Source organism: Paraburkholderia caffeinitolerans, assembly GCF_902859945.1.
GTDB lineage: Bacteria > Pseudomonadota > Gammaproteobacteria > Burkholderiales > Burkholderiaceae > Paraburkholderia > Paraburkholderia caffeinitolerans.
On the sequence record NZ_CADIKL010000072.1, the window covers coordinates 1 to 19,973 of the forward strand.

Sequence of the window (19,973 nt, forward strand, 5' to 3'; positions counted from 1 at the left end):
CACGAGCTTTCTCAGGTGGGCTTGGGTGGCTCCATCCAGTTTTCGGGCATCAGGTTTTGTCTTCATGCCCATATAACGCACCACGCACTATTTGGTGCACACGTCAGTAAATCGTGCTGCGGGTTTGAAGCAGCTCAATAGCATTGATGACCTCTTCCGAGATATGGTTCTCGACGACAGGTCGGCTTTCCAGCGGGCGCTGGAAGTGGCATCCGAATTCAACAATCTTGCGGGGATCCGCGAAGAACTGGAGATTGCACGGAAACAGCGGGATTCGCTGCTTCCGATCGAAAAAGGCTGGGCTCTGCGCTCGGAGACGTTGGAGCAGCGCGACCTTCGAGTTCGTCTCATATCGATTCTGCCGATAGCTGCTGCGTCACGGGCGCACCAATTGTGGGTCGAGTTGGCAAGCGAACAGAAGCAAAAGATTGATCTCTGTGCACGACAGATCGAGGCTTGCACCAATAGTGCGAAAAAATTCGAGTCAGAGGCGCAACGTCTGCGCGACATCTATCTCGGGGGAGGCGGTAGCAGTATCGAGGCACTTGAAGCCCAGTTCGCCGCAGAGCGTAAGAATCTGGTGAATGTTCGACGCCACGCGAACGAATATCTGCAGGTCGCCAGAAGCCTTCAGTTCAATCAGGTGCTCTCCACAGAGGCGTTTCAAGAGAACGGGACCCGCGCACAGGTGTCGCTCGATTCGAGCGAAGCGATGATTCAAGAGTTGGAGCAAGATGCTTACTCTCGGGGAGCAACGAAGTCAGCGACCGAACAGGTGCTGGCGGAGCAGCGGGCGGCATTGGCTAAAGCAAAGTCGCACCCGCGTTCCAACATTGGGCCACCGTATCAGCAGTTCCGACGGGATTTGGCAGATCAACTGGGCCTAAACGATGAAGATCTGCCGTTTGTTGCGGAGTTGGTCGAGGTGCAGAAGTCGCATGCTCAATGGCGTGGCGCGATTGAGCGTGCAATAGGCGGGAATCGATTACGTATCATGATTCCGCCTTCCCAAATGAAGCTTGCGCTTTCATGGGTGAATGGCCGCGATAATCGTCTGCATGTTCGTCTCGTTGAGGTGATGAAACCAGATCGGCCAGTCGAATTTTGGGCCGATGGATTCACGCGAAAGCTAAATTTCAAGGACCACCCGTATCGGGAAGCTGTCCGATGTCTTATTGCTCAAATTGATCGACACTGTGTGGCATCGCCAGAAATTCTGAAAAGCACTCCGCATGGTATGACTGCTGAGGGGCTTATGTCCGGCAAGAATGGCTTTTTCGAGAAGCAGGACAAGACACCCTTGAACCAGGGGTGGCTCACCGGTTTTGATAACAAGGACATTCTTGAAGCGCTTGAGGGTCAGCTTATTGATACGGAGCGCGAACTCCGACAACATGCAGCAAGTTTTGAGGCAGCAAAGGCTCGCGTAGGCGAGGAGCAGTCGCGCAGGTGGCTGCTCAAGCGTGTTTTGGATATCAACTTCGCGGACATCGATGTGCCGCAGGCCGAGCGTGTTGTAGCAGCCACCGAAAGGCGTCTCTCAGCTCTGACCGATCCGACGTCTGATACGGCCAAGGCGAAGCAGGCATGGGACGGGGTTCAAGCGGAACTGGACAAGACAAGTAAAGAGCGCGACGAGGGTATCAAGCAGCAAGCCAAACACCAAGAGCAGTATGAAATGGCAAATAGTCGGCGTGAACGCGCGTTCGCGGCGATCGGTGACGGGTTGGATGCCTCTGAGTTGATTCTGGTGGGGCAGCACTTTGATTTTTCGAGCGCCCAGACGGTTGATACACTGACGGAGCAGGAGACAAAAGCGTTTGCTCAGTTACGTGAGCGACTTGAGCAACTCGTTGCAAAGATCAACGATCAGGAGCGACAGCTTGTCCGTAGCATGGGTACGGCGCGTAGCGTCGACACAGGTGCCTTGGCTGAAGTCGGTACGGAAGTGGAAGACGTGCCACAGTACCTGGAGCGATTGCGTGTGCTAAGGGACGAGGCATTGCCCGACAAACTGGACCGTTTCCTGGGGTATTTGAATCAATCCTCGGACGAAGGAGTGACGCAGTTGCTCCGTAGCATTGACAATGAGGTTGAGACAATCATTGAGCGGATCGAGGATTTGAATGCCACGATGCGTCGAGTCGATTTTCAGCCGGGACGGTATCTGCGCCTCGAGCCGCGTCGGGTCATCCATGAAAGCCTGAGGACGCTGGAGCAGGCACAGCGTAATCTGCGCACCGCGATGCTGCAAGACGATCAGGGCGAGAGTCAGTTCAACGCACTTGCAGCGGTCGTCGGGCTAATGAGAGACGCAAGTGAGCGCCGCGCGACCGTGGGGGCAAAGGCGCTCCTGGATCCGCGCTATCGGCTACAGTTCGCGGTGTCGGTGATTGATCGGCACTCGGGAGAGGTCTTCGAGACACGCAAGGGCTCTCAAGGGGGAAGCGGGGGAGAAAAGGAGATCATCGCGAGCTACATCCTGACCGCATCGTTGAGCTATGCGTTATGCCCGGAGGGCAAGGACCGCCCGCTATTTGGCACCATCGTTCTGGACGAAGCGTTCTCGAAGAGCTCGCAAGCCGTGGCGGGACGCATCATTTCAGCACTGCGAGAGTTTGGTCTCCATCCGTTATTCGTTACGCCGAACAAGGAGATGAGGCTACTTCGATCGCACACGCGTTCGGCAATTCTGATTCATAGAAAAGGCCTGCGAGCCACGATGACATCGCTGAGTTGGGAGGAGCTGGATGTTATTGCACAGACCCGGCAGATGATCGGACGCGATGAAATCACCGGATGACATTGCTGCCCGCCTTGCGAAGGCGTGGCAATCGGCTGACGTACGCGAAGCGCGGCTACTCGACCCTGATAGTTGGCCGATGCGATTGGTGATTGGCAGGCCAAGTCCTAAAGTGTTTGCCGAGCAAACGGAGGCCGTTAAATTGCATCTCGACAAATGGCGAGCTGTTGAGGTTGGATCAGTGCACTGGGAAACTGTTTCCTATCGAGCGGGTGGTTTGCCCGTGGACGTTCCACACCGGTGGGAACTCAGGAGTCCATCTGAATGGGTGCGGGCCACCCGGAATGCGACGATTGAATCAGAGTACAAAAAGCTCGGTGAGCTGGTTCAGCATGTGAGCACGCAGTTTCACGCATTGATGGTGCGTCAGCGCAGATTGGTGATGGAGCGCCCGGTGCACGAGGTCATCAAAGCAGCGGACGTGGCCTTGGCGCTGTCACCGGGTTGTGCAGAGGGGCGCCCCTTGCGGGCACTTGGCGTCTGCAATATTGATAGCAAATTTTTTGAGCGAAACCGGGCACTGCTATGTCAGATGCTTGACGTTCGGTTTGATGGGCTGGTCGCCGAACTGGGGCTTGAGGCTTTCCTGGGGGCGCCCGAAGAGGATGAGCGTTGGCTGTTGGTGGTGCCGCTTGCGGCTGGGATACTTCCGTTTCACTTGCAGCGCGTCAGGGCTAGTGAACTGTGTCGGCTTCCCCAGGGAGTTAGCCATGTCGTCATTGTCGAGAACGAGCAGTCGCTTCACCAATTGACGGAGTTGCCCAACACTGTGGCGATTCTCGGAGCGGGACTCAGCCTCGATTGGACGCGGGATGCCTGGCTGGCGAGCAAGCGGGTAGCCTATTGGGGAGATATGGACACTTGGGGCCTGAAAATGCTGGCCAAGGTGCGTGAAGCGATTCCATCCGTGACTGCGTTACTCATGAATCAGGATTGCTTTGATCGATACGCGGCAGAGTTGGCGGTTCGAGAGCCTACTCCAGTCGGTGGGGGGCGACTCGCCGGGGTAACCGAGAGTGAAGGCGTCTTCTTTGAGTATCTGCTAGCGCAGGAACGGGGGCGCCTGGAACAAGAGTTCTTGCCAAAGGATCTCGTAAGCGCGGCTTTGCAGACTTGGTATCGTGAATAGTGTACGTGCGGTCGCCCATCGCTCCCGCAAGCTCTGCCAGAATTTTGTTGGAAAATGCCCGACGGTATGGATGACGGTATGCGGACAAAGGGCGGCACGAGGTTTCCGTATATCGATGGTATCGAAACGCTGGCCAGGATCGCTGCTGCTAGATGAGGCGATAATGGAAGCCTCCCTCTTGGCGCATCCGCAACCCTGCTTTGACCCAACTTACGCTACCCGGGTTCGAGGCGGTTCCGCTGGTTCCCAGGCATCGCTTGTTCTTTGCGGTGCTGCCCGACCCGCAAACTGCGGCGCATATTGCCGGGGTGGCCGGACGGTTGCGCTCCGAGATGCATATCGAGGCCCCGCTGCTGCGCACTGGGCGCCTGCACGTCACACTGCATCCTCTGGGCGATTTTGTGTATGTGCCGGACGTGATCGTCGCGCGTGCGTGTGCCGCTGCGGCGAGCATCGACGTGCCTCCTTTCCCCGTGACGTTTGATCGGATCCTCAGCTTCAACGGTCAGGCGGAGCATTGGAATTGGGTGCTGACGGGCGGCGACGGGTTGGGCCAACTGATCGACTTTCAGCAACGACTTGGAAGCGCCCTTAGGCGGGCAGGACTGCGTGTCTCGGGAGCACGTTTCACACCTCACCTCACGCTGTTGTATGGAGAACGCAGGAGGGGTTCGTGGTCGATTGAACCGATTACATGGACCGTACGCGAACTGGTCCTGATCCATAGCTGGCTCGGCAAGACGCGCTACGACATAAAAGGCCGTTGGCCATTGAGTGGCGGCGGCGTGTCGACCTGAGAGCCAGTTCAATACGCGCCCAGCCACCCCCGCAAATGCAATCCCCGCTCATCCCGCGCGGGCAAATGATATAAAATTGCATTTCGCATTGGACTTATCCCCAACGGCTGGCTTCACGCCTCCAGCGGCAGGGCGCTCGTTCCCTTGAGTTCATCGAGGCAGACGATCGAATGCACGCTGCTCACACCGGGCGCGCGCATGAGCGTGTCGAGCAGGAATTCGGACAGCGCCTTGAGATCGCGCGCCACCACCTTCAGTACGTAGTCGATATCGCCGGTCACGGAATAGCACTCCTGCACTTGCGGCAACTGCGTGACGAGCTCCTTGAACTTGACGAGTTCGCGCATGTGCCCGCGCTCCATCGTCACCTGAATGAACGCCACCACGCCAAAGCCGAGCGCCTGGGCGTCGAGCCGCGTCTCGTAGCGCTTGACGACCCCCAGTTCCTCGAGCCGGCGATGGCGCCTCAGTGTTTGGGCCGGCGAGAGCTTGACGGCGGCGGCCAGTTCGAGGTTCGACGCGCGTCCGTGCTCCTGTAGCGCGGCAAGGAGCCGCAGGTCGATGGGGTCGAGGGTGAAATTTTGCACTTTCGTTGCCTTGGGAGTGGCCGATGCGAAATGAAATTGTACCAATCAGGGTTTGCCTGCGTATCAGATGAAATCATATTTTTCCGCTCCGCCTATACACTTGGCGCACCTGACAGGGCTGTCGGTCAACGCTGACGGCCTTGGGAGCGCGCCGGCGCAGAAGGTTGCGCGCGCAATTTTATTTCGCGCGGTCGCGCTGGGATTCCACCCGGATTCCCGGCGGGCGCATCGATAAAGAAGAGACAGGAAGAGACATGGTTTCAAACGACACACGTGGCAGTAGTGGTCAACCCGGTGCTCAACCCGCAGCGGCCGGCGAACAGAACGGTCACCTCAAGCGCGGCCTCAAGAACCGCCATATCCAGCTGATCGCGCTGGGCGGCGCGATCGGCACCGGACTATTCCTTGGCATCGCGCAGACGATCCAGACCGCCGGCCCCTCGGTGCTGCTTGGCTACGCGATTGCGGGCATCGTTGCGTTCTTCATCATGCGGCAACTGGGCGAGATGGTCGTCGACGAGTCCGTCGCCGGATCCTTCAGCTATTTCGCCGATAAATACTTTGGTCCGTTTGCCGGCTTTCTGTCGGGCTGGAACTACTGGGTACTCTATGTACTCGTGAGCATGGCCGAACTCTCGGCGGTCGGCATCTACATGCATTACTGGTGGCCGGCGCTGCCGACATGGGTCTCAGCGCTCGTCTTCTTCGTCGTGATCAACGGCGTCAATCTCGCGAGCGTCAAGTCGTACGGCGAGCTCGAATTCTGGTTCGCGATCATCAAGGTGCTTGCGATCGTCGGCATGATCGCGTTCGGCGGCTGGCTGCTGCTTTCGGGCTCTGCGGGGCCGGAAGCGGGCGTTTCGAACCTCTGGCGCCATGGCGGCTTCTTTCCGCATGGTATGTCGGGTCTCGTGATGTCGATGGCCGTCGTCATGTTCTCGTTCGGCGGTCTCGAACTCGTCGGCATCACCGCAGCCGAAGCCGACGATCCTTCGCACACGATTCCGCGCGCCACCAATCAGGTGATCTATCGCATCCTGATTTTTTATGTGGGCGCGCTGGGTGTGCTGCTTTCGCTTTATCCGTGGGAAAAGGTCGTGTCGGGCGGCAGCCCCTTCGTGCTGATCTTCCACGCGATGAACAGCAATCTGGTCGCGAACGTGCTCAACGTCGTGGTACTCACGGCAGCGCTCTCGGTCTACAACAGCGGCGTCTATTGCAACAGCCGCATGCTCTACGGCCTCGCGCAGCAGGGCAATGCGCCCAAGGCGCTGCTCAAGGTGAACCGGCGCGGTATTCCGCTGGCGGCGCTTGCCGTGACGGCGGTGGCGACGGCGGCCTGCGTGATCATCAATTACTTCATGCCGGGCAGGGCGTTCGAGTTGCTGATGGGGCTGGTGGTGTCCGCGCTCATCATCAACTGGGCGATGATCAGCCTGATTCACCTGAAGTTCCGCCGCGAGAAGGCACGCGCGGGCCAGACGACGCGTTTTCAGAGCCTCGGCTATCCGCTCACGAATTACCTGTGCCTGGTGTTCCTTGCGGGCATTCTCGTTGTAATGTACCTGATTCCGGATCTGCGGATTTCTGTCTATCTGATTCCGGTCTGGCTCGGTGTGCTCGCGCTTGCGTATCGCTTCTGGCGCCGCGGCGCGGAGCCGGCGCTGCAAGGCAGCGTCCAGACACGCTAAGCGCAGCCGCACGCCAGATTAGCCTCTCCGGCCAGCATTTCGTAACCGCCTATAACCTGTAAGCAACCGTCAAGCAAACGCCATGTTCGAACATATCGATGCCTATCCCGGCGACCCGATCCTCTCGCTTAACGAGAACTTCCAGAAAGATCCGCGACAGAACAAGGTCAATCTGAGCATTGGCATCTATTTCGACGATGAAGGCCGTCTGCCGGTGATGAAGGCGGTTCACGAGGCCGAAGCGGCGATCCTTGCCGAACCCGGCGCGAAGCCGTATCTGCCCATGGCCGGTTTCACGCAATACCGCGACGCCGTGCAGGCGCTCGTGTTCGGTGCGCAGTGTCCGTCGCGTGCGGCGAACCGCATCGCCACGGTGCAGACGCTCGGTGGCTCGGGCGCGCTCAAGGTAGGCGCGGATTTTATCAAGCGCTATTTCCCGCAGAGCCAGGTGTGGGTGAGCGACCCGACGTGGGAAAACCATCGCTTCATCTTCGAGCGCGCGGGATTCGTGGTGAACACCTACCCGTACTACGACGAAGCCACGGGTGGCCTGAAGTTCGAGGCGATGCTCTCGGCTATCGACGCGCTGCCGGCGAAGAGCGTCGTGCTCCTGCACGCGTGCTGCCATAACCCGACCGGCGTGGATCTTGACGAGTCGCAATGGACACAGCTGATCGACGTGCTGCAAAAGCGCGATCTGTTGCCGTTCGTCGATATGGCGTATCAGGGCTTTGGCGCGGGCCTCGACGCCGACGCATTCGCGGTGCGCGAACTTGGGCGACGCGGCGTGCCGGCGCTGGTGGCGAACTCGTTCTCGAAGAACTTCTCGCTGTACGGCGAGCGCTGCGGCGGTCTGCATCTGATTTGCGAGGATGCCGGGGCGGCTGATCGCGTGCTCGGGCAACTGACGAGCGCGGTGCGCTCGAACTACAGCAATCCGCCGACGCACGGCGCGAAGATCGTCACCCGCGTGCTCGCGACCCCGGGACTCAAGGCATCGTGGGAGGCGGAGCTGGCGGCGATGTGTGAGCGCATTGCGCGTATGCGTCAGGCGATTCATGACGGGCTTGCCGCACATGTGAGCGGCGAGGCGCTCTCGCGATACGTGAAGCAGCGCGGCATGTTCACGTACACCGGTCTGAGCGCGGATCAGGTCGAGCGTCTGAAGGAGGAGTTCGGGGTGTATATCCTGCGCTCGGGCCGCATGTGCGTCGCGGGGCTCAACGAGAAGAACGTGAGCATCGTGGTCGACGCTGTGGGCAAAGTGCTGAAGGCCTGACAGGCTAGGGCGCCCTCAGCGGCGCCTCAAAATCTCATTCCCGTTCCTACTCCGCATCCGCCCCCGATGCCGCCGCTGCCACCGCCCGCGGCGCAGAACACGCCGCAGCCGGAAAGGCTGGCGGCCAGCAGCACTAAAGCGGCCCCAAGGCGCAGCCGCCGCACGGCGCGGTAGCTGGGCGAAAGCGTTTGGGGGGCGTCGGCACATTTGCCGGCGGCCGGTGAAGCATCGCAAATCAAAGCAGATTTCATTGTGGTTCGAGTACGAATTGGGTTCGCAATGAGCCCAAGTTGAGCCAGTGGATCGCCTTTCGACTCTGGCTGCTACGGATCCGGCCCACAATAAGCTACTCGGCGTGCGCGCTCCAATCAGACGAATCCGGCTTTGTGTCGTCTGACATCATATGCGCATCGCATTAAACTCTCCGTCTGTCAATCTGTAGGAATCGAACGTCGCCCATGACAGACGCGCAGGGTCTTCCAGGTGTTACCCTGATAGAATGCCATCGCCGCAACGTAGTGGATTGCTAATGAAATTGCTTGATGCTCTCGTCGAACAACGGATTGCCGCCGCAGCCGCGCGCGGCGAGTTCGACGATTTGCCGGGTGCCGGAGCGCCGCAGGCGCTCGACGACGACCCCTTCGTGCCCGAAGAGGTGCGCGTGGCAAACCGCATTCTGAAAAATGCCGGTTTCGTGCCGCCCGCGGTCGAACAGCTTCGCGCGCTGCGCGATCTCGAGGAAGAACTTGCCAAGGTGAGCGACAAGGCCGCGCAATGCCGGCTGCGCGCCCGCATGCTGGCGCTCGACATGGCGCTCGAGTCGCTGCGCGGCGGCCCGCTGGTGGTGCCGCACGAGTACCGCCGCCGCATTGCCGAGCGCCTCACCGAGCGTGCGACGCTGCAGGGCGTTGCGGTGGGGGCCGCGTGAGCGTGCCGGCGGCCACGCCGCCGTGCGAGGTGGAGAAGCACCACGCGGAGCGCCCTGAATCCTTGCCGGGTGCGGCCGTACCGCAAACCGATCCGATCGGATCCACCGAATCCTCCCTATCTGCCGAAGCTCGAACCGAGCCTGTCAGCGAACCCATCTCCGAGCGAGACCGCCATTTCATGCGCCTGGCGCTAGAGGCGGCCGAGACGGCGCGCGCGGCCGGCGAAGTGCCTGTTGGCGCCGTGCTGGTGCGTGGCGACGAAGTCGTCGCGACGGGCTTCAATCATCCGATTGGCGCGCACGATCCTTCAGCGCATGCTGAAATGGCTGCGCTACGCGCCGCCGGCACGGCGTTGAGCAACTATCGCTTGCCCGGCTGTGAACTCTATGTGACCCTGGAACCGTGCCTCATGTGCGCGGGCGCGATCATGCACGCCCGCATCGCGCGGGTGGTGTACGGTGCGCGCGACCCGAAAACCGGGGCGTGTGGCAGTGTCGTCGACGCCTTTTCGAATGGCCAGCTCAACCATCACACGAGCGTGGCGGGCGGCGTGCTCGAGACCGAATGCGGCGATGCACTGCGCTCGTTCTTTGCTGAGCGCCGCCGTGCGAGCCGCGAAGCGCGTCGCGCGGCCGTTGCTGGCGCCGATGCAGAGCCCAGCGCGGCCGATAACAAGCAATAACCAGCGATAGCAATCGATAACATCGGATAATAGCTGCTGGCGGCCACGCGTCCGCGCCGTGGCAGGCGCATGGCACGGTCGCCGATTACCTGACCTGTTGACCATGACCATGCATCGCACCATCGAACTGATTGCTCCGTCGGGCTATCCGTATGACCAGGAAGCCGTGCACCGCGGGATTGCGCGTCTTCGCGCGGAGGGCCACCGCGTAGAGGGGACCGAGGCGGCCGAGCGGCGCTTCCAGCGCTTTGCCGGCACCGACGGCCAGCGCGCCGCTGAACTGAACCGCCTCGCCGATCCCGGGCGCGACTTGCCCGATATCGTGCTCGCCGTGCGCGGCGGTTACGGCGCCGTGCGCATCCTGCACGGTCTCGACTACCAGGGCCTGCAAAAGCGCCTCGCCGGGCAGCCGATCGCATTCGTCGGACATAGCGACTTCACCGCGATCCAACTTGCGCTTTACGCACAAGCGGGGCTCACGACATTCGGCGGTCCGATGCTCGTGAGCGATTTCGGCGCGCCGGAGTTGAGCAGCTTCACGATGCATCACTTCTGGAACGCGCTCACTAAACCCGAATTCACGCTCAAGGTCGGCGCGCCGCAGGCGCAGCACGCCAACGTATCGGGCATGCTGTGGGGCGGCAATCTTGCCATGCTGGCTTCGCTCGTCGGCACGCCCTATATGCCGCCGGTGGAGGGCGGGATCCTGTTTGTCGAGGACATCAACGAACAGCCGTTCCGGGTGGAGCGGATGCTTTATCAACTCCATCTCTCGGGCATTCTTGCGCGTCAGCATGCGCTGGTGCTCGGCGATTTTTCCGGTGGCAAATCCTACGATTCCGATAACGGGTACGACCTCCAGGCCACGATCGAGCAAATTCGTTCGGTGGTGGGGATTCCCGTTATTACAGGCCTGCCGTTCGGTCACATTGAGAACATGGCCACGCTGCCGTTCGGCGCCCAGGCTCATCTGAATGCCGACACTCACGGCTTTGAACTCACCGTGAGCGACTATCCGTATCTCGCCTGACTCGACGATTGCGAGGTGGAAGAAGCGCCTTCGGGCGCTTTTTCTAGGTGTTTAATATGCAACTAACAGCCAGAAAACAAAGAATCTGGCGAATGTTCTGGAAACGTTATCGCTCTTAGATTGTTGACAAAATATGGGCCGAAATGAAGTGGGGAATCACTGGTGGGGCGCGCGATGCCCCATATTGGCGCGGGATTGGCGAAGATTGTGCATGCGAATCTGGTGCTGATCTGGGTGTCTTCCCCAGGTTTATCGAGAAAATTGTTGACAATATTTATGTTCAAACTAGGATACCCAACATCAAGGTGAGAGACATGCGAAACGCCGATACCGAAGCCGACGCGACCGGCACGAAACCCGAGGCCATCGCCGCGCGCATCCGCGCCGCGATCCTCGAACATCGTTTGCCGCCTGGCGCGAAGCTCACGGAAGCGCAGTTGTGCGAAGTGTTCAATGTGAAGCGCGGGCCGATCCGGCAGGCCCTCTCGTTGCTTGCCGGCGATCACCTCGTCGATCTGGAGCCGAACCGGGGCGCGTTTGTTGCCAGCCCGTCGCTCCAGGAGGTGCACGAAGTGTTCGAGATGCGCCGCATCATCGAACTTGCCGTGGTGGAGCGCATCTGCAGTGCGCAGCACGGCAACCGGCGGCTTAAGGGCATTGGCGAGACCATCCGGCGCGAGCGCAAGGCGTTCGAAGGGCGCGATTTTCCGGCCTGGATCCGCTTGTCGGGCGAGTTCCACACGGAGCTCGCGGCGCTGACTGGCAATACCGTGCTGTGCGATTGCCTCAATGGCCTCGTGGCGCGCTCGACGTTGATCTCCGCGCTCTACGAGTCGCCGGGGCGAAGCCCTTGCTCGTTCGATGACCACGAGGCGATCGTCCAGGCGCTGGAGGCAGGGCAGGTGCAGGAAGCCACCGCGCTGATGACGCGTCACCTGCAGGGCGTCGAGCTCAGGATGCTCGACCGTCCGGCGGGCGCGTCGGTGGATTTGCAGGACGTGTTCGGCACGCGCGCCGCAGCCATGGCTGGGCGTTGACGAAAGATCGAGCGATTTTCTACCGGCGCTGAGAAGCACGGCGCCGGGCAAGACTGCAACACTGAATTGAACTGGAGACACGCGCGGCGCAGCGCAATGCAGGCCGCCGCGCGCGAGAGAAAAGATCGATGTGGCAGCGGGCGCCGCGAGGGCGTTCGCCGGACAGGCGGCACCACGGGCAGGGCGCGCGCAGGCGCGACCGCACGGTGCGATGGGCGTCGAGCCAGACCCCGCGAGGGCGCAAAGCCCGCGCCTGGGTCCGAGCCATCCGGGAAACATTGCGGCGGCCGCGGCATGCGGCGCAGCGCGCATTTCGAGGCGTTTCACGCGTCTTTTTTCCGTCGGCGTATCCATCCCAAGGAGCGGATCATGGCTCAGTTCAGCGCGTCACCTGGCAGTCCGGCAGTGCCCACCTTCGATTCTTCCGAGAGCAGCGACTCGGCGGACAGCATCCGTTTGCCGGCCGGCTACAGCGAACGCCTCTATAACGAAGACCTCGCGCCGCTCAAGGAGCAGACGTGGGGCGCCTATAACATCTTCGCGTTCTGGATGTCGGACGTGCACAGCGTAGGCGGTTATGTGTTCGCGGGCAGTCTCTTCGCGCTCGGCCTCACGAGCTGGCAAGTGCTGCTGGTACTGATCGTCGGCATCTCGCTCGTCAATGTGCTCTGCAACCTCATCGCGCGGCCCAGCCAACGCCACGGCGTGCCATATCCGGTTGCCTGCCGCGGCACTTTCGGTGTGCTCGGTGCGAACATTCCGGCTGTGATCCGCGGCCTGATCGCGGTCGCATGGTACGGAATCCAAACTTATCTGGCGTCGAGCGCGCTCGTGATCGTCGTGCTCAAGTTCGTGCCGCAACTGATGCCGTACGCCGACGTGCACAAGCACGGCATGCTCGGCCTCTCGGCCATGGGCTGGGCCGGTTTCATGACGCTGTGGGTGCTGCAGGCGTTCGTGTTCTGGAACGGCATGGAAACCATCAAGAAGTTCATCGACTTCGCCGGTCCGGCCGTCTATGCGGTGATGTTCATTCTGGCTGGCTACATGGTGTATCGCGCGGGCTGGCACAACATCGGGCTGAATCTCGGCGGCGTGAAGTATCACGGCACGGAGGTGATCCCGGTGATGATTACCGCGGTGTCGCTCGTGGTGTCGTATTTCTCGGGGCCGATGCTCAATTTCGGCGACTTCTCTCGCTACGGAAAATCGCTCAGGAGCGTGCATCGCGGCAACTTCTGGGGCTTGCCGGTCAACTTCCTCGCGTTCTCGATCGTCACGGTGATCACGACCTCGGCCACGCTGCCTGTGTTCGGACAACTGATTACTGATCCTGTGGAAACGGTGAGCCGCATCGATCATCCCACTGCCGTCATTCTCGGTGCGCTGACGTTCACGATCGCGACCATCGGCATCAATATCGTCGCGAACTTCGTTTCGCCGGCGTTCGATTTTTCGAATGTCGCGCCGCGTCTCATTAGCTGGCGTGCGGGCGGCATGCTTGCCGCCGTGGCGTCGATTTTCATCACGCCGTGGAATCTCTTCAACAATCCCGCCGTGATTCACTACACGCTCGACGTGCTCGGGGCGTTTATCGGGCCTTTGTATGGTGTCCTGCTTGTTGACTTCTATCTCGTGAAGCGCGGCCGTCTTGCCGTCGACGATCTCTACACCGTCTCGCCGAAGGGCGCGTACTGGTACAGCAACGGCGTGAACTGGCGTGCGGTGTCGGCGCTGCTGCCCGCAGCGGCCATTGCGATTCTCTGCGTGATGCTGCCGTCGCTCGAGAGCGCGGCGAACTTCTCGTGGTTCATCGGCGCGGGACTGGGCGCACTGTTCTATCGCGCCTTGACGATGGGTGAACGTGCACGGGCACGGGCGTAATGCGAAAGAAGCACGAAAGAAGCACGAATCGACCAGAGAACTGACATGCGTATCAAACTGATCAATCCGAATACCACGCAGCGCATGACGGCTGCGATGGGGCAGTGCGCCCGCACGGTGGCTGCGGCGGGCACGGAGATCGTCGCCGTGAGCCCGACGATGGGGCCGCCCTCGATCGAGAGCTACTACGACGAGGCGCTCGCGACGCCAGGCCTGCTCGCGGAAGTGGAGGCGGGCGAGCGCGAGGGCTTCGACGGCTACGTGATCGCCTGCTTCGGCGATCCGGGGTTGTACGCCGCGCGCGAACTCGCGCGCGGACCGGTGGTGGGGATCGCCGAAGCGGCCATGCACGCGGCGAGTGTGCTCGCGCCGGGCTTTTCGGTCGTGACCACGCTTTCGCGCACCAAGGCGATGGCGTGGCATCTCGCCGAGCGTTACGGCATGAGCCGCTTTTGCCGCAACGTGCGTGCGATCGATGTGGCCGTGCTCGAACTCGACGAGCCGGGCTCGGCGGCGCGCAGGGCAATCGTGGACGAATGCCGCCGTGCGCTCGACGAAGACGGCGCGGACGCGATCGTGCTCGGCTGCGCCGGCATGACGAGCCTGTGCGCGCAGGTGGAAGACGCGCTCAGCGTGCCGGTGGTGGATGGCGTGACGGCGGCCGTGAAGTGGGTGGAAGCGCTGGTTGCGCTGCGTCTCGCGACGGCCAAGCGGGGCGACTTCGCGCGTCCTCTTGCGAAGCGTTACGATGGCGAATTCGCGCACTTCAGCCCGACCAATGCGGCGGGCGTCACCGAAACACCGCCGCCGGTACGTCCGCTGCGGTACGGGTAAACACGCAACGGGCGCTGTGCCGCGCCAGGCGGGGCCTGCGTGGCACATACATCTCGCTTGACCCGTACTATCTGTCGGTGCGTATGGGCGTGCCCGGGTGATTTAGCTACACTGGGCCGATTCTGAAAACGGTCTCGCCCGGTGCATCGCAAAGCCTTGTGGCGCAAGGATTTCAGCCGGTTCAGCCGCTTTCTGCAAGTGCGGGCCATCCGCGCCGTTTTTACGTTTCGTTATCCATTCGAAAGATTCGATAAGCATGCCACTCGATCCCCAATATCCCCGCGATCTGATCGGCTATGGCCGGCATCCGGTGCAGGCTAACTGGCCCGGTCAGGCGCGCGTTGCAGTGCAGTTCGTGCTCAATTACGAAGAGGGCGGTGAGAACTGTGTGCTCCACGGCGACCCGGCCTCCGAGCAGTTTCTCTCCGAGATTGTTGGCGCTGCCGCTTATCCGGCGCGTCACATGAGCATGGAGTCGATCTACGAATACGGCTCGCGCGCGGGTGTGTGGCGTATCCTGCGCGAATTCGAAAAGCGCGGCCTGCCGCTCACCGTGTTCGGTGTCGGCATGGCAATCGAGCGCCATCCCGAAGTCGCGCGCGCATTCGTCGAACTCGGCCACGAGATCGCTTGCCACGGCTATCGCTGGATCCACTATCAGAATGTCACGCCCGAACTCGAAATCGAGCACATGAAGCTCGGCATGGAAGCGATCGAGCGCGTGACGGGCGAGCGCCCGCTAGGCTGGTACACGGGCCGTGACAGCCCCAACACGCACCGCCTCGTGGCGGAGCATGGTGGCTTCCTCTACGACTCCGACAATTACGGCGACGACCTGCCGTTCTGGATGGATGTCGAAGTCACCGGTGGCAAGCAGGTGCCGCAACTGATCGTGCCTTACACGCTCGACACCAACGACATGCGCTTTGCCTCGCCGCAAGGCTTCAACACGGCAGACCACTTCTTCACCTACCTGCGCGACGCGTTCGACGTGCTCTACGCAGAAGGCGACGAAGCGCCGAAAATGCTTTCGATCGGCATGCATTGCCGTTTGCTCGGCCGCCCGGGGCGGTTCCGCGCACTGCAGCGCTTCCTTGATCACATCGAACAGCACGACCGCGTGTGGGTTACGCGTCGTGTCGACATCGCGCGCCACTGGCGCGAGCACCATCCCTATCAACCGCAGCAGAACGACCACCGCGGGGCCGCCGCATGAAGGCAATGCAATACACCCTCGAACAGTTGAACACCGCCTCGACCGACGCCTTCGTGGCGGCACTTTCGGGCATTTTCGAGCACTCGCCCTGGGTGGCGGAAGCAGCGGCGCAGCAGCGCCCGTACACGAGCATCGACACGTTGCACAAGACGATGTCGAAGGTCGTGGAGACCGCTGGCGAAGAGAAGCAGCTCGCACTCATCAACGCTCACCCGGAACTCGCGGGCAAGGCCGCTGTGCGCGGCGAGCTGACCGACGAATCCACGCGTGAGCAAAGCGGCGCGGGCCTGAACCTGTGCACGCAGGAAGAATTCGACAAGCTGCAGGCACTCAACTCGGCGTATCGCGAGAAATTCGGTTTTCCGTTCATTCTCGCGGTGCGCGGTTATGACCGTCACGGCATCATCGCGAACTTCGAGTCGCGTGTGAACAACACCCGCGCCGACGAAATGCGCGCGAGTCTCGATCAGATCTATCGCATCGCGCGCTTCCGCCTCGACGAGCTGATCGACGCGTGAGATTGACGTCGCGCCTCGCGTATAGCAATGGCGCGACTGCGGGCGCGCGGCGCTGCTCATGCGGCGTCTGCCCGCGCACTCGCTTGAGTGCGGTAACGAGGCGAATATGAGCGATACGACACAGGATCTTGGTATGACACTTGCAATCGAGCTGCTGACCCCCGAAGCATTCGCGCCGTTCGGCGACGTGATCGAGCTTGCTGGCGCGAAGCAAATTCCGATCAATCTGGGCACGACGATCCGCTATCACGATCTCGCGAACGTGGATGTCGAGGACGAGAACGGCCGTACCCTGGTCAATCTTTTCCGCGGCCAGCCGCGCGTGCTGCCGTTCGAGATCAAGATGCTCGAGCGCCATCCACTCGGCAGCCAGGCATTCGTGCCGCTCAACGACAAGCCGTATCTCGTCGTCGTAGCGCCCGCGGGCGATCTGGACGTCACGAAGATCCGCGCGTTCGTTTCGCACGGCTGGCAAGGCGTGAACTACGCGAAGGGCGTCTGGCATCACCCGCTGATCGCACTGGGCGAAGTGAGCGACTTCATCGTCGTCGATCGCGGCGGCGATGGCTTGAACCTCAATGAGCAGGATCTGCCGGAGTCGTTCTGGCTGACCGAAGAGGCGATGGTCGCAGCGCAACGCTGATGCGCTGACTGCGCGGATGGTTTGCGCTGGCGAAAAAAAACCACGGCCAAGGCCGTGGTTTTTTGCATTTGGAGAGGCATGCGCGTTAGCGACATGCCCCCGGTCATGCGAGGTTAGCAGCGGTCAGAACTCGTAGCCGACCTGAGCGCGAGCCGCAGTGTTGCCGGTGCTCGTGACAGAAACGCCACCGTTGACGAGCCAGTGCATGTTCGTCGAACGATACGTCACGCCGACAGCCGCCGCGCTGCCGCCCATGTAGTAGCCGCCGCCTGCCGCGACCACCGTGCGCCCCGGACCCGAAGGCGTGAGGTTCGGCATGGCCATTGCAGCCGCCACACCGGCGTACGCGTTCTTCGAAACCGTGTTGATCGAGTTCTGCAGATTGCCGATCTGCTGACCGAACGCGTTCGATTGCTGCGTCATCGCGTTGTTCAACTGGTTCAAGTTGACCGCATCGGTGCCCGACGTGCCGGCAGCGACGTTGACGATCTGACGCTCGGAGCCTTCGGCGCCAACCGAGACCGCGTTGTCGCGGTTCGCGATCGAGTTCGCACCGATCGCCACGGCGTTGTTCGCCGACGCATTGGCCTTGTCGCCGATTGCCGTCGAGTTCGCGCCCGTTGCCACGGCGCCGCCGCCGACCGCAACCGATTGCGTACCCGAGGCTGCCGCGACGCCGCTCGTCGAATTGATCGAGGTCGCAGTGGAGCCGCCCACGCTGATGTTCTGCAGGGCCTGGTTCAGGCTGTCGACTTGCTGGTTCGTGGCGTAGAGCTGCTGGCCGGTCACCGCGTCCGTGCTGTCCAGCGAGAGGGTGCCGTTCGACAGGCCGCTCAGGCTGACGTTGCCGCCGGTCGTGCTGGCGAGCGTCACGCTCGAGTGGTCGGCGTTGTCGTAATGGACCGCATCGGCGTCGGTGCTGGACGCGGTGTCGCCAACGGCGGCCATCGACCTGACGGAACTGCTGTCAGCCGTGCTTGCGCTTGCGCCGAGCAGCGAACGCGGTGCCGCAGCCATTTGCACCACAGGCGCGGCTGTTGCCGTGCTCGATGCGCTTTGGACCGTTGCCGATGTATTCGTTGCGTCCGCAGCCAGCGCCGCGATCTCGGCCGTGTTCTTCTGCACGCGGTTGTCGAGATTGGCGATGGCGTCGCCCACCGTGTTCACCGTCGTGCCGCCCACGGAGTAGGACGGGGCGATCAGGCCGCCGGCCGCATTGATGCCGGCGCCACCACCCAATGCCGCTGCCACGCTGCGCAGTTGGCCGACGTTGACCGCGTCGGTGTCGCCTTGGCCTGCTGCCAGGTTGACGATTCGGCGCGTGTTGGCGGCGTTCTGAATCGCGTAGGCTTGGCCATTCGCGTCATAGGCAATGTACGAGCTCGTACCGTCGTTGCCGACGGAGACGGTGTTCGACTGGTTCGCTGTCGAACCTGCGCCAATCGCCACCGAGTCCTTCGCGCTCGCAAACGCTTGCACACCGACCGCGACACCGTTCGAAGCCGGCGTGTAGGCATTCGAACCAATCGCGACGGAGCCCGAACCCGCGGCGCGCGCCACGTCGGACGGATTTTGCAGGCCGACGTTGTCCGCAAGGCCGGAGACTTGCGAGTAGTACGCCGCAGTGTGATACGAGTTCGTCAGGTTAGCCGAATTGACACCGGACGAGCCGTTCTGGCTGTTCGCGGCGCCAGACGAGCGGAGCAGCGCTTGGCCGCCGTTACCGCCTGCCGCGGCAACGATGTCATAGACCTGGCCGACGTTGGCGGCATCGGTCGCCTGAATGCCTTCCGCGACGTTGCTGATGACGGTGCCGTTGGGCAGATAGCCTTCGGAACGGTTGCCGTTTACGAAGAACTTGCTATTGCCCTGGCCCGGATCGAGGACGATCTGCGAACCTGCGGTGCCGATGGTGTTCGGGACGTAGAGGACGGCCGGATTGCTCACCTTGCCGTTGGCGTCCATGATGAAGCCGCCATACGTATAGGCGGTGGGATCCGACGACGTAGCCTGCGCGCCCCAGCCCGCCGTGGTCAAGGTGTTGTTGATCTTCGTAATGGCGATATTGGCGCCTTCCTGGACGTCGTACAGCTGCGCGCCGTTGACGGCGTCTGTGCTTGCAGCCGACACGTCTCCTGCCGCCACGTTGACGAGCTTCGTGCCTTGCGCGCCGCTGAACGTGATCGTGCTCCTGCCCGTGTCGTCATACTGCACGATGTTGCCGGTTTGCTCCGAGAGCTTGTCTAGCGCGGTATTGGTCGCGTACAGCTGCGAGCCGTTGACGGCGTCGGTCGACGTAGTGCTCAGGCGGCCGGCTGCGACGTTTGTGAGCGTGCGCTCATTGCCGACGCTGCCGATGCTGACGGTGCTGGCCGGATTGCTGCCCGCGAAGGTGTAGTCCTGATCGCCGATTGTTGCGCCCGACGTGGCGACCGCGGCGGCCGTTGTGGAGCCCGCGCCGAGTGCAACAGAGTTGCTGTGCGAGGCCGTGGCGCCGGCACCGATGGCGAGCGCATTGTCGCCACTGGCGAGCGCGTTCGCGCCGACGGCGATCGCCGCATCGCCGGTTGCGCCTTCGCCGTTGTAGTTGCCATCATTCGGCGTGCTGTTGATGCCGACGTAGTGCGTCGTCTTGCTGTCGAATTGCTGGATGGCGTCATAGAGCTGCGAACCGTTGACCGCATCGGTGCTGGCCGCCGAGAGTTCGCCGTTCGCGACGTTGTGCAGTGCGACCGGTGCGCTTGCATCGGCGCCGCCGAGCGTCAGCGAGTCGTGCGCCGACGAATCGTAGATCACGGCATCAGCGAGCTTGCCGTTGATGTTGGTGATGTCGCCTTGAATGTTGGTGACGTCGCCGGCGAGGTTCGAGATGTTCGAGTTCGTGGCGTAGAGCTGGCCACCGTTGACCGCATCG

Annotated in this window: 16 protein-coding genes; 14 read left to right on the forward strand and 2 right to left on the reverse strand. The window is 61.8% G+C overall.

Going from position 1 to position 19,973, the window contains the following annotated elements:
• Positions 1-124 precede the first annotated feature (124 nt).
• From HV773_RS35445 to HV773_RS35455, 3 genes are all read left to right on the forward strand, one after another.
• Positions 125-2,803, forward strand: coding sequence for an ATP-binding protein (locus tag HV773_RS35445; protein WP_246282636.1), 2,679 nt, complete (start codon positions 125-127; stop codon positions 2,801-2,803).
• Complete coding sequence (locus HV773_RS35450) at positions 2,787-3,932, forward strand: Wadjet anti-phage system protein JetD domain-containing protein (RefSeq protein WP_129561922.1); 1,146 nt, start codon at positions 2,787-2,789, stop codon at positions 3,930-3,932. The genes HV773_RS35445 and HV773_RS35450 overlap by 17 nt, the downstream gene beginning before the upstream one ends.
• A gap of 200 nt (positions 3,933-4,132) precedes the next feature.
• Positions 4,133-4,729 (forward strand): 2'-5' RNA ligase family protein, encoded by a 597-nt coding sequence (locus HV773_RS35455; protein ID WP_129561923.1) that lies wholly within the window; start codon positions 4,133-4,135, stop codon positions 4,727-4,729.
• A gap of 113 nt (positions 4,730-4,842) precedes the next feature.
• Here HV773_RS35455 and HV773_RS35460 read toward each other — a convergent pair whose 3' ends face one another.
• Entirely contained in the window at positions 4,843-5,316 is a 474-nt protein-coding gene (locus tag HV773_RS35460) for an Lrp/AsnC family transcriptional regulator (RefSeq protein ID WP_035532512.1), read from the reverse strand.
• A 254-nt stretch (positions 5,317-5,570) separates the two neighbouring features.
• Here HV773_RS35460 and HV773_RS35465 point away from each other — a divergent pair, with 254 nt between their 5' ends.
• The 11 genes from HV773_RS35465 (at position 5,571) to HV773_RS35515 (ending at position 17,059) form a co-directional block, all read left to right on the forward strand.
• Entirely contained in the window at positions 5,571-7,007 is a 1,437-nt protein-coding gene (locus tag HV773_RS35465; RefSeq protein WP_129561924.1) for an amino acid permease, read from the forward strand.
• A gap of 82 nt (positions 7,008-7,089) precedes the next feature.
• Positions 7,090-8,286, forward strand: a complete 1,197-nt coding sequence (locus HV773_RS35470) for an amino acid aminotransferase (protein ID WP_129561925.1) — start codon at positions 7,090-7,092, stop codon at positions 8,284-8,286.
• Between the two features lie 529 nt (positions 8,287-8,815).
• Positions 8,816-9,214, forward strand: coding sequence for a DnaJ family domain-containing protein (locus tag HV773_RS35475; RefSeq protein WP_129561927.1), 399 nt, complete (start codon positions 8,816-8,818; stop codon positions 9,212-9,214).
• A 95-nt stretch (positions 9,215-9,309) separates the two neighbouring features.
• Positions 9,310-9,897: a tRNA adenosine(34) deaminase TadA gene (gene tadA, locus HV773_RS35480; RefSeq protein ID WP_227875402.1), complete on the forward strand. Its 588-nt coding sequence runs from the start codon at positions 9,310-9,312 to the stop codon at positions 9,895-9,897.
• Positions 9,898-10,000: 103 nt separating this feature from the next.
• Positions 10,001-10,927, forward strand: coding sequence for a muramoyltetrapeptide carboxypeptidase (gene ldcA, locus HV773_RS35485; RefSeq protein ID WP_129561929.1), 927 nt, complete (start codon positions 10,001-10,003; stop codon positions 10,925-10,927).
• 314 nt (positions 10,928-11,241) lie between these two features.
• Positions 11,242-11,964: a GntR family transcriptional regulator gene (locus HV773_RS35490; RefSeq protein WP_129561930.1), complete on the forward strand. Its 723-nt coding sequence runs from the start codon at positions 11,242-11,244 to the stop codon at positions 11,962-11,964.
• A gap of 369 nt (positions 11,965-12,333) precedes the next feature.
• Positions 12,334-13,848, forward strand: coding sequence for an NCS1 family nucleobase:cation symporter-1 (locus HV773_RS35495; RefSeq protein WP_129561931.1), 1,515 nt, complete (start codon positions 12,334-12,336; stop codon positions 13,846-13,848).
• Positions 13,849-13,893: 45 nt separating this feature from the next.
• Positions 13,894-14,682 carry an aspartate/glutamate racemase family protein gene (locus tag HV773_RS35500; RefSeq protein WP_129561932.1) on the forward strand — a complete coding sequence of 263 codons (789 nt, stop codon included), beginning with the start codon at positions 13,894-13,896 and terminating at the stop codon, positions 14,680-14,682.
• A gap of 256 nt (positions 14,683-14,938) precedes the next feature.
• Entirely contained in the window at positions 14,939-15,898 is a 960-nt protein-coding gene (puuE, locus tag HV773_RS35505; protein WP_129561933.1) for an allantoinase PuuE, read from the forward strand.
• Positions 15,895-16,416, forward strand: coding sequence for a 2-oxo-4-hydroxy-4-carboxy-5-ureidoimidazoline decarboxylase (uraD, locus tag HV773_RS35510; protein ID WP_129561934.1), 522 nt, complete (start codon positions 15,895-15,897; stop codon positions 16,414-16,416). The genes puuE and uraD overlap by 4 nt, the downstream gene beginning before the upstream one ends.
• A 133-nt stretch (positions 16,417-16,549) precedes the next feature.
• The gene (locus tag HV773_RS35515; protein ID WP_129561935.1) at positions 16,550-17,059 is read left to right on the forward strand and encodes an ureidoglycolate lyase; all 510 of its coding nucleotides are present in this window, start codon (positions 16,550-16,552) and stop codon (positions 17,057-17,059) included.
• 123 nt (positions 17,060-17,182) lie between these two features.
• Here HV773_RS35515 and HV773_RS35520 read toward each other — a convergent pair.
• A partial coding sequence (locus HV773_RS35520) for a YadA family autotransporter adhesin (protein WP_175198443.1) occupies positions 17,183-19,973 on the reverse strand: 2,791 nt, incomplete at its 5' end.

Coding starts and splice junctions, on each gene's coding strand:
- HV773_RS35450 (WP_129561922.1), top strand. CDS start 2,787: ATGAAATCACCGGATGACATTGCTGCCCGCCTTGCGAAGGCGTGGCAA.
- HV773_RS35465 (WP_129561924.1), top strand. CDS start 5,571: ATGGTTTCAAACGACACACGTGGCAGTAGTGGTCAACCCGGTGCTCAA.
- HV773_RS35470 (WP_129561925.1), top strand. CDS start 7,090: ATGTTCGAACATATCGATGCCTATCCCGGCGACCCGATCCTCTCGCTT.
- HV773_RS35475 (WP_129561927.1), top strand. CDS start 8,816: ATGAAATTGCTTGATGCTCTCGTCGAACAACGGATTGCCGCCGCAGCC.
- ldcA (WP_129561929.1), top strand. CDS start 10,001: ATGACCATGCATCGCACCATCGAACTGATTGCTCCGTCGGGCTATCCG.
- HV773_RS35490 (WP_129561930.1), top strand. CDS start 11,242: ATGCGAAACGCCGATACCGAAGCCGACGCGACCGGCACGAAACCCGAG.
- HV773_RS35495 (WP_129561931.1), top strand. CDS start 12,334: ATGGCTCAGTTCAGCGCGTCACCTGGCAGTCCGGCAGTGCCCACCTTC.
- HV773_RS35500 (WP_129561932.1), top strand. CDS start 13,894: ATGCGTATCAAACTGATCAATCCGAATACCACGCAGCGCATGACGGCT.
- puuE (WP_129561933.1), top strand. CDS start 14,939: ATGCCACTCGATCCCCAATATCCCCGCGATCTGATCGGCTATGGCCGG.
- uraD (WP_129561934.1), top strand. CDS start 15,895: ATGAAGGCAATGCAATACACCCTCGAACAGTTGAACACCGCCTCGACC.
- HV773_RS35515 (WP_129561935.1), top strand. CDS start 16,550: ATGACACTTGCAATCGAGCTGCTGACCCCCGAAGCATTCGCGCCGTTC.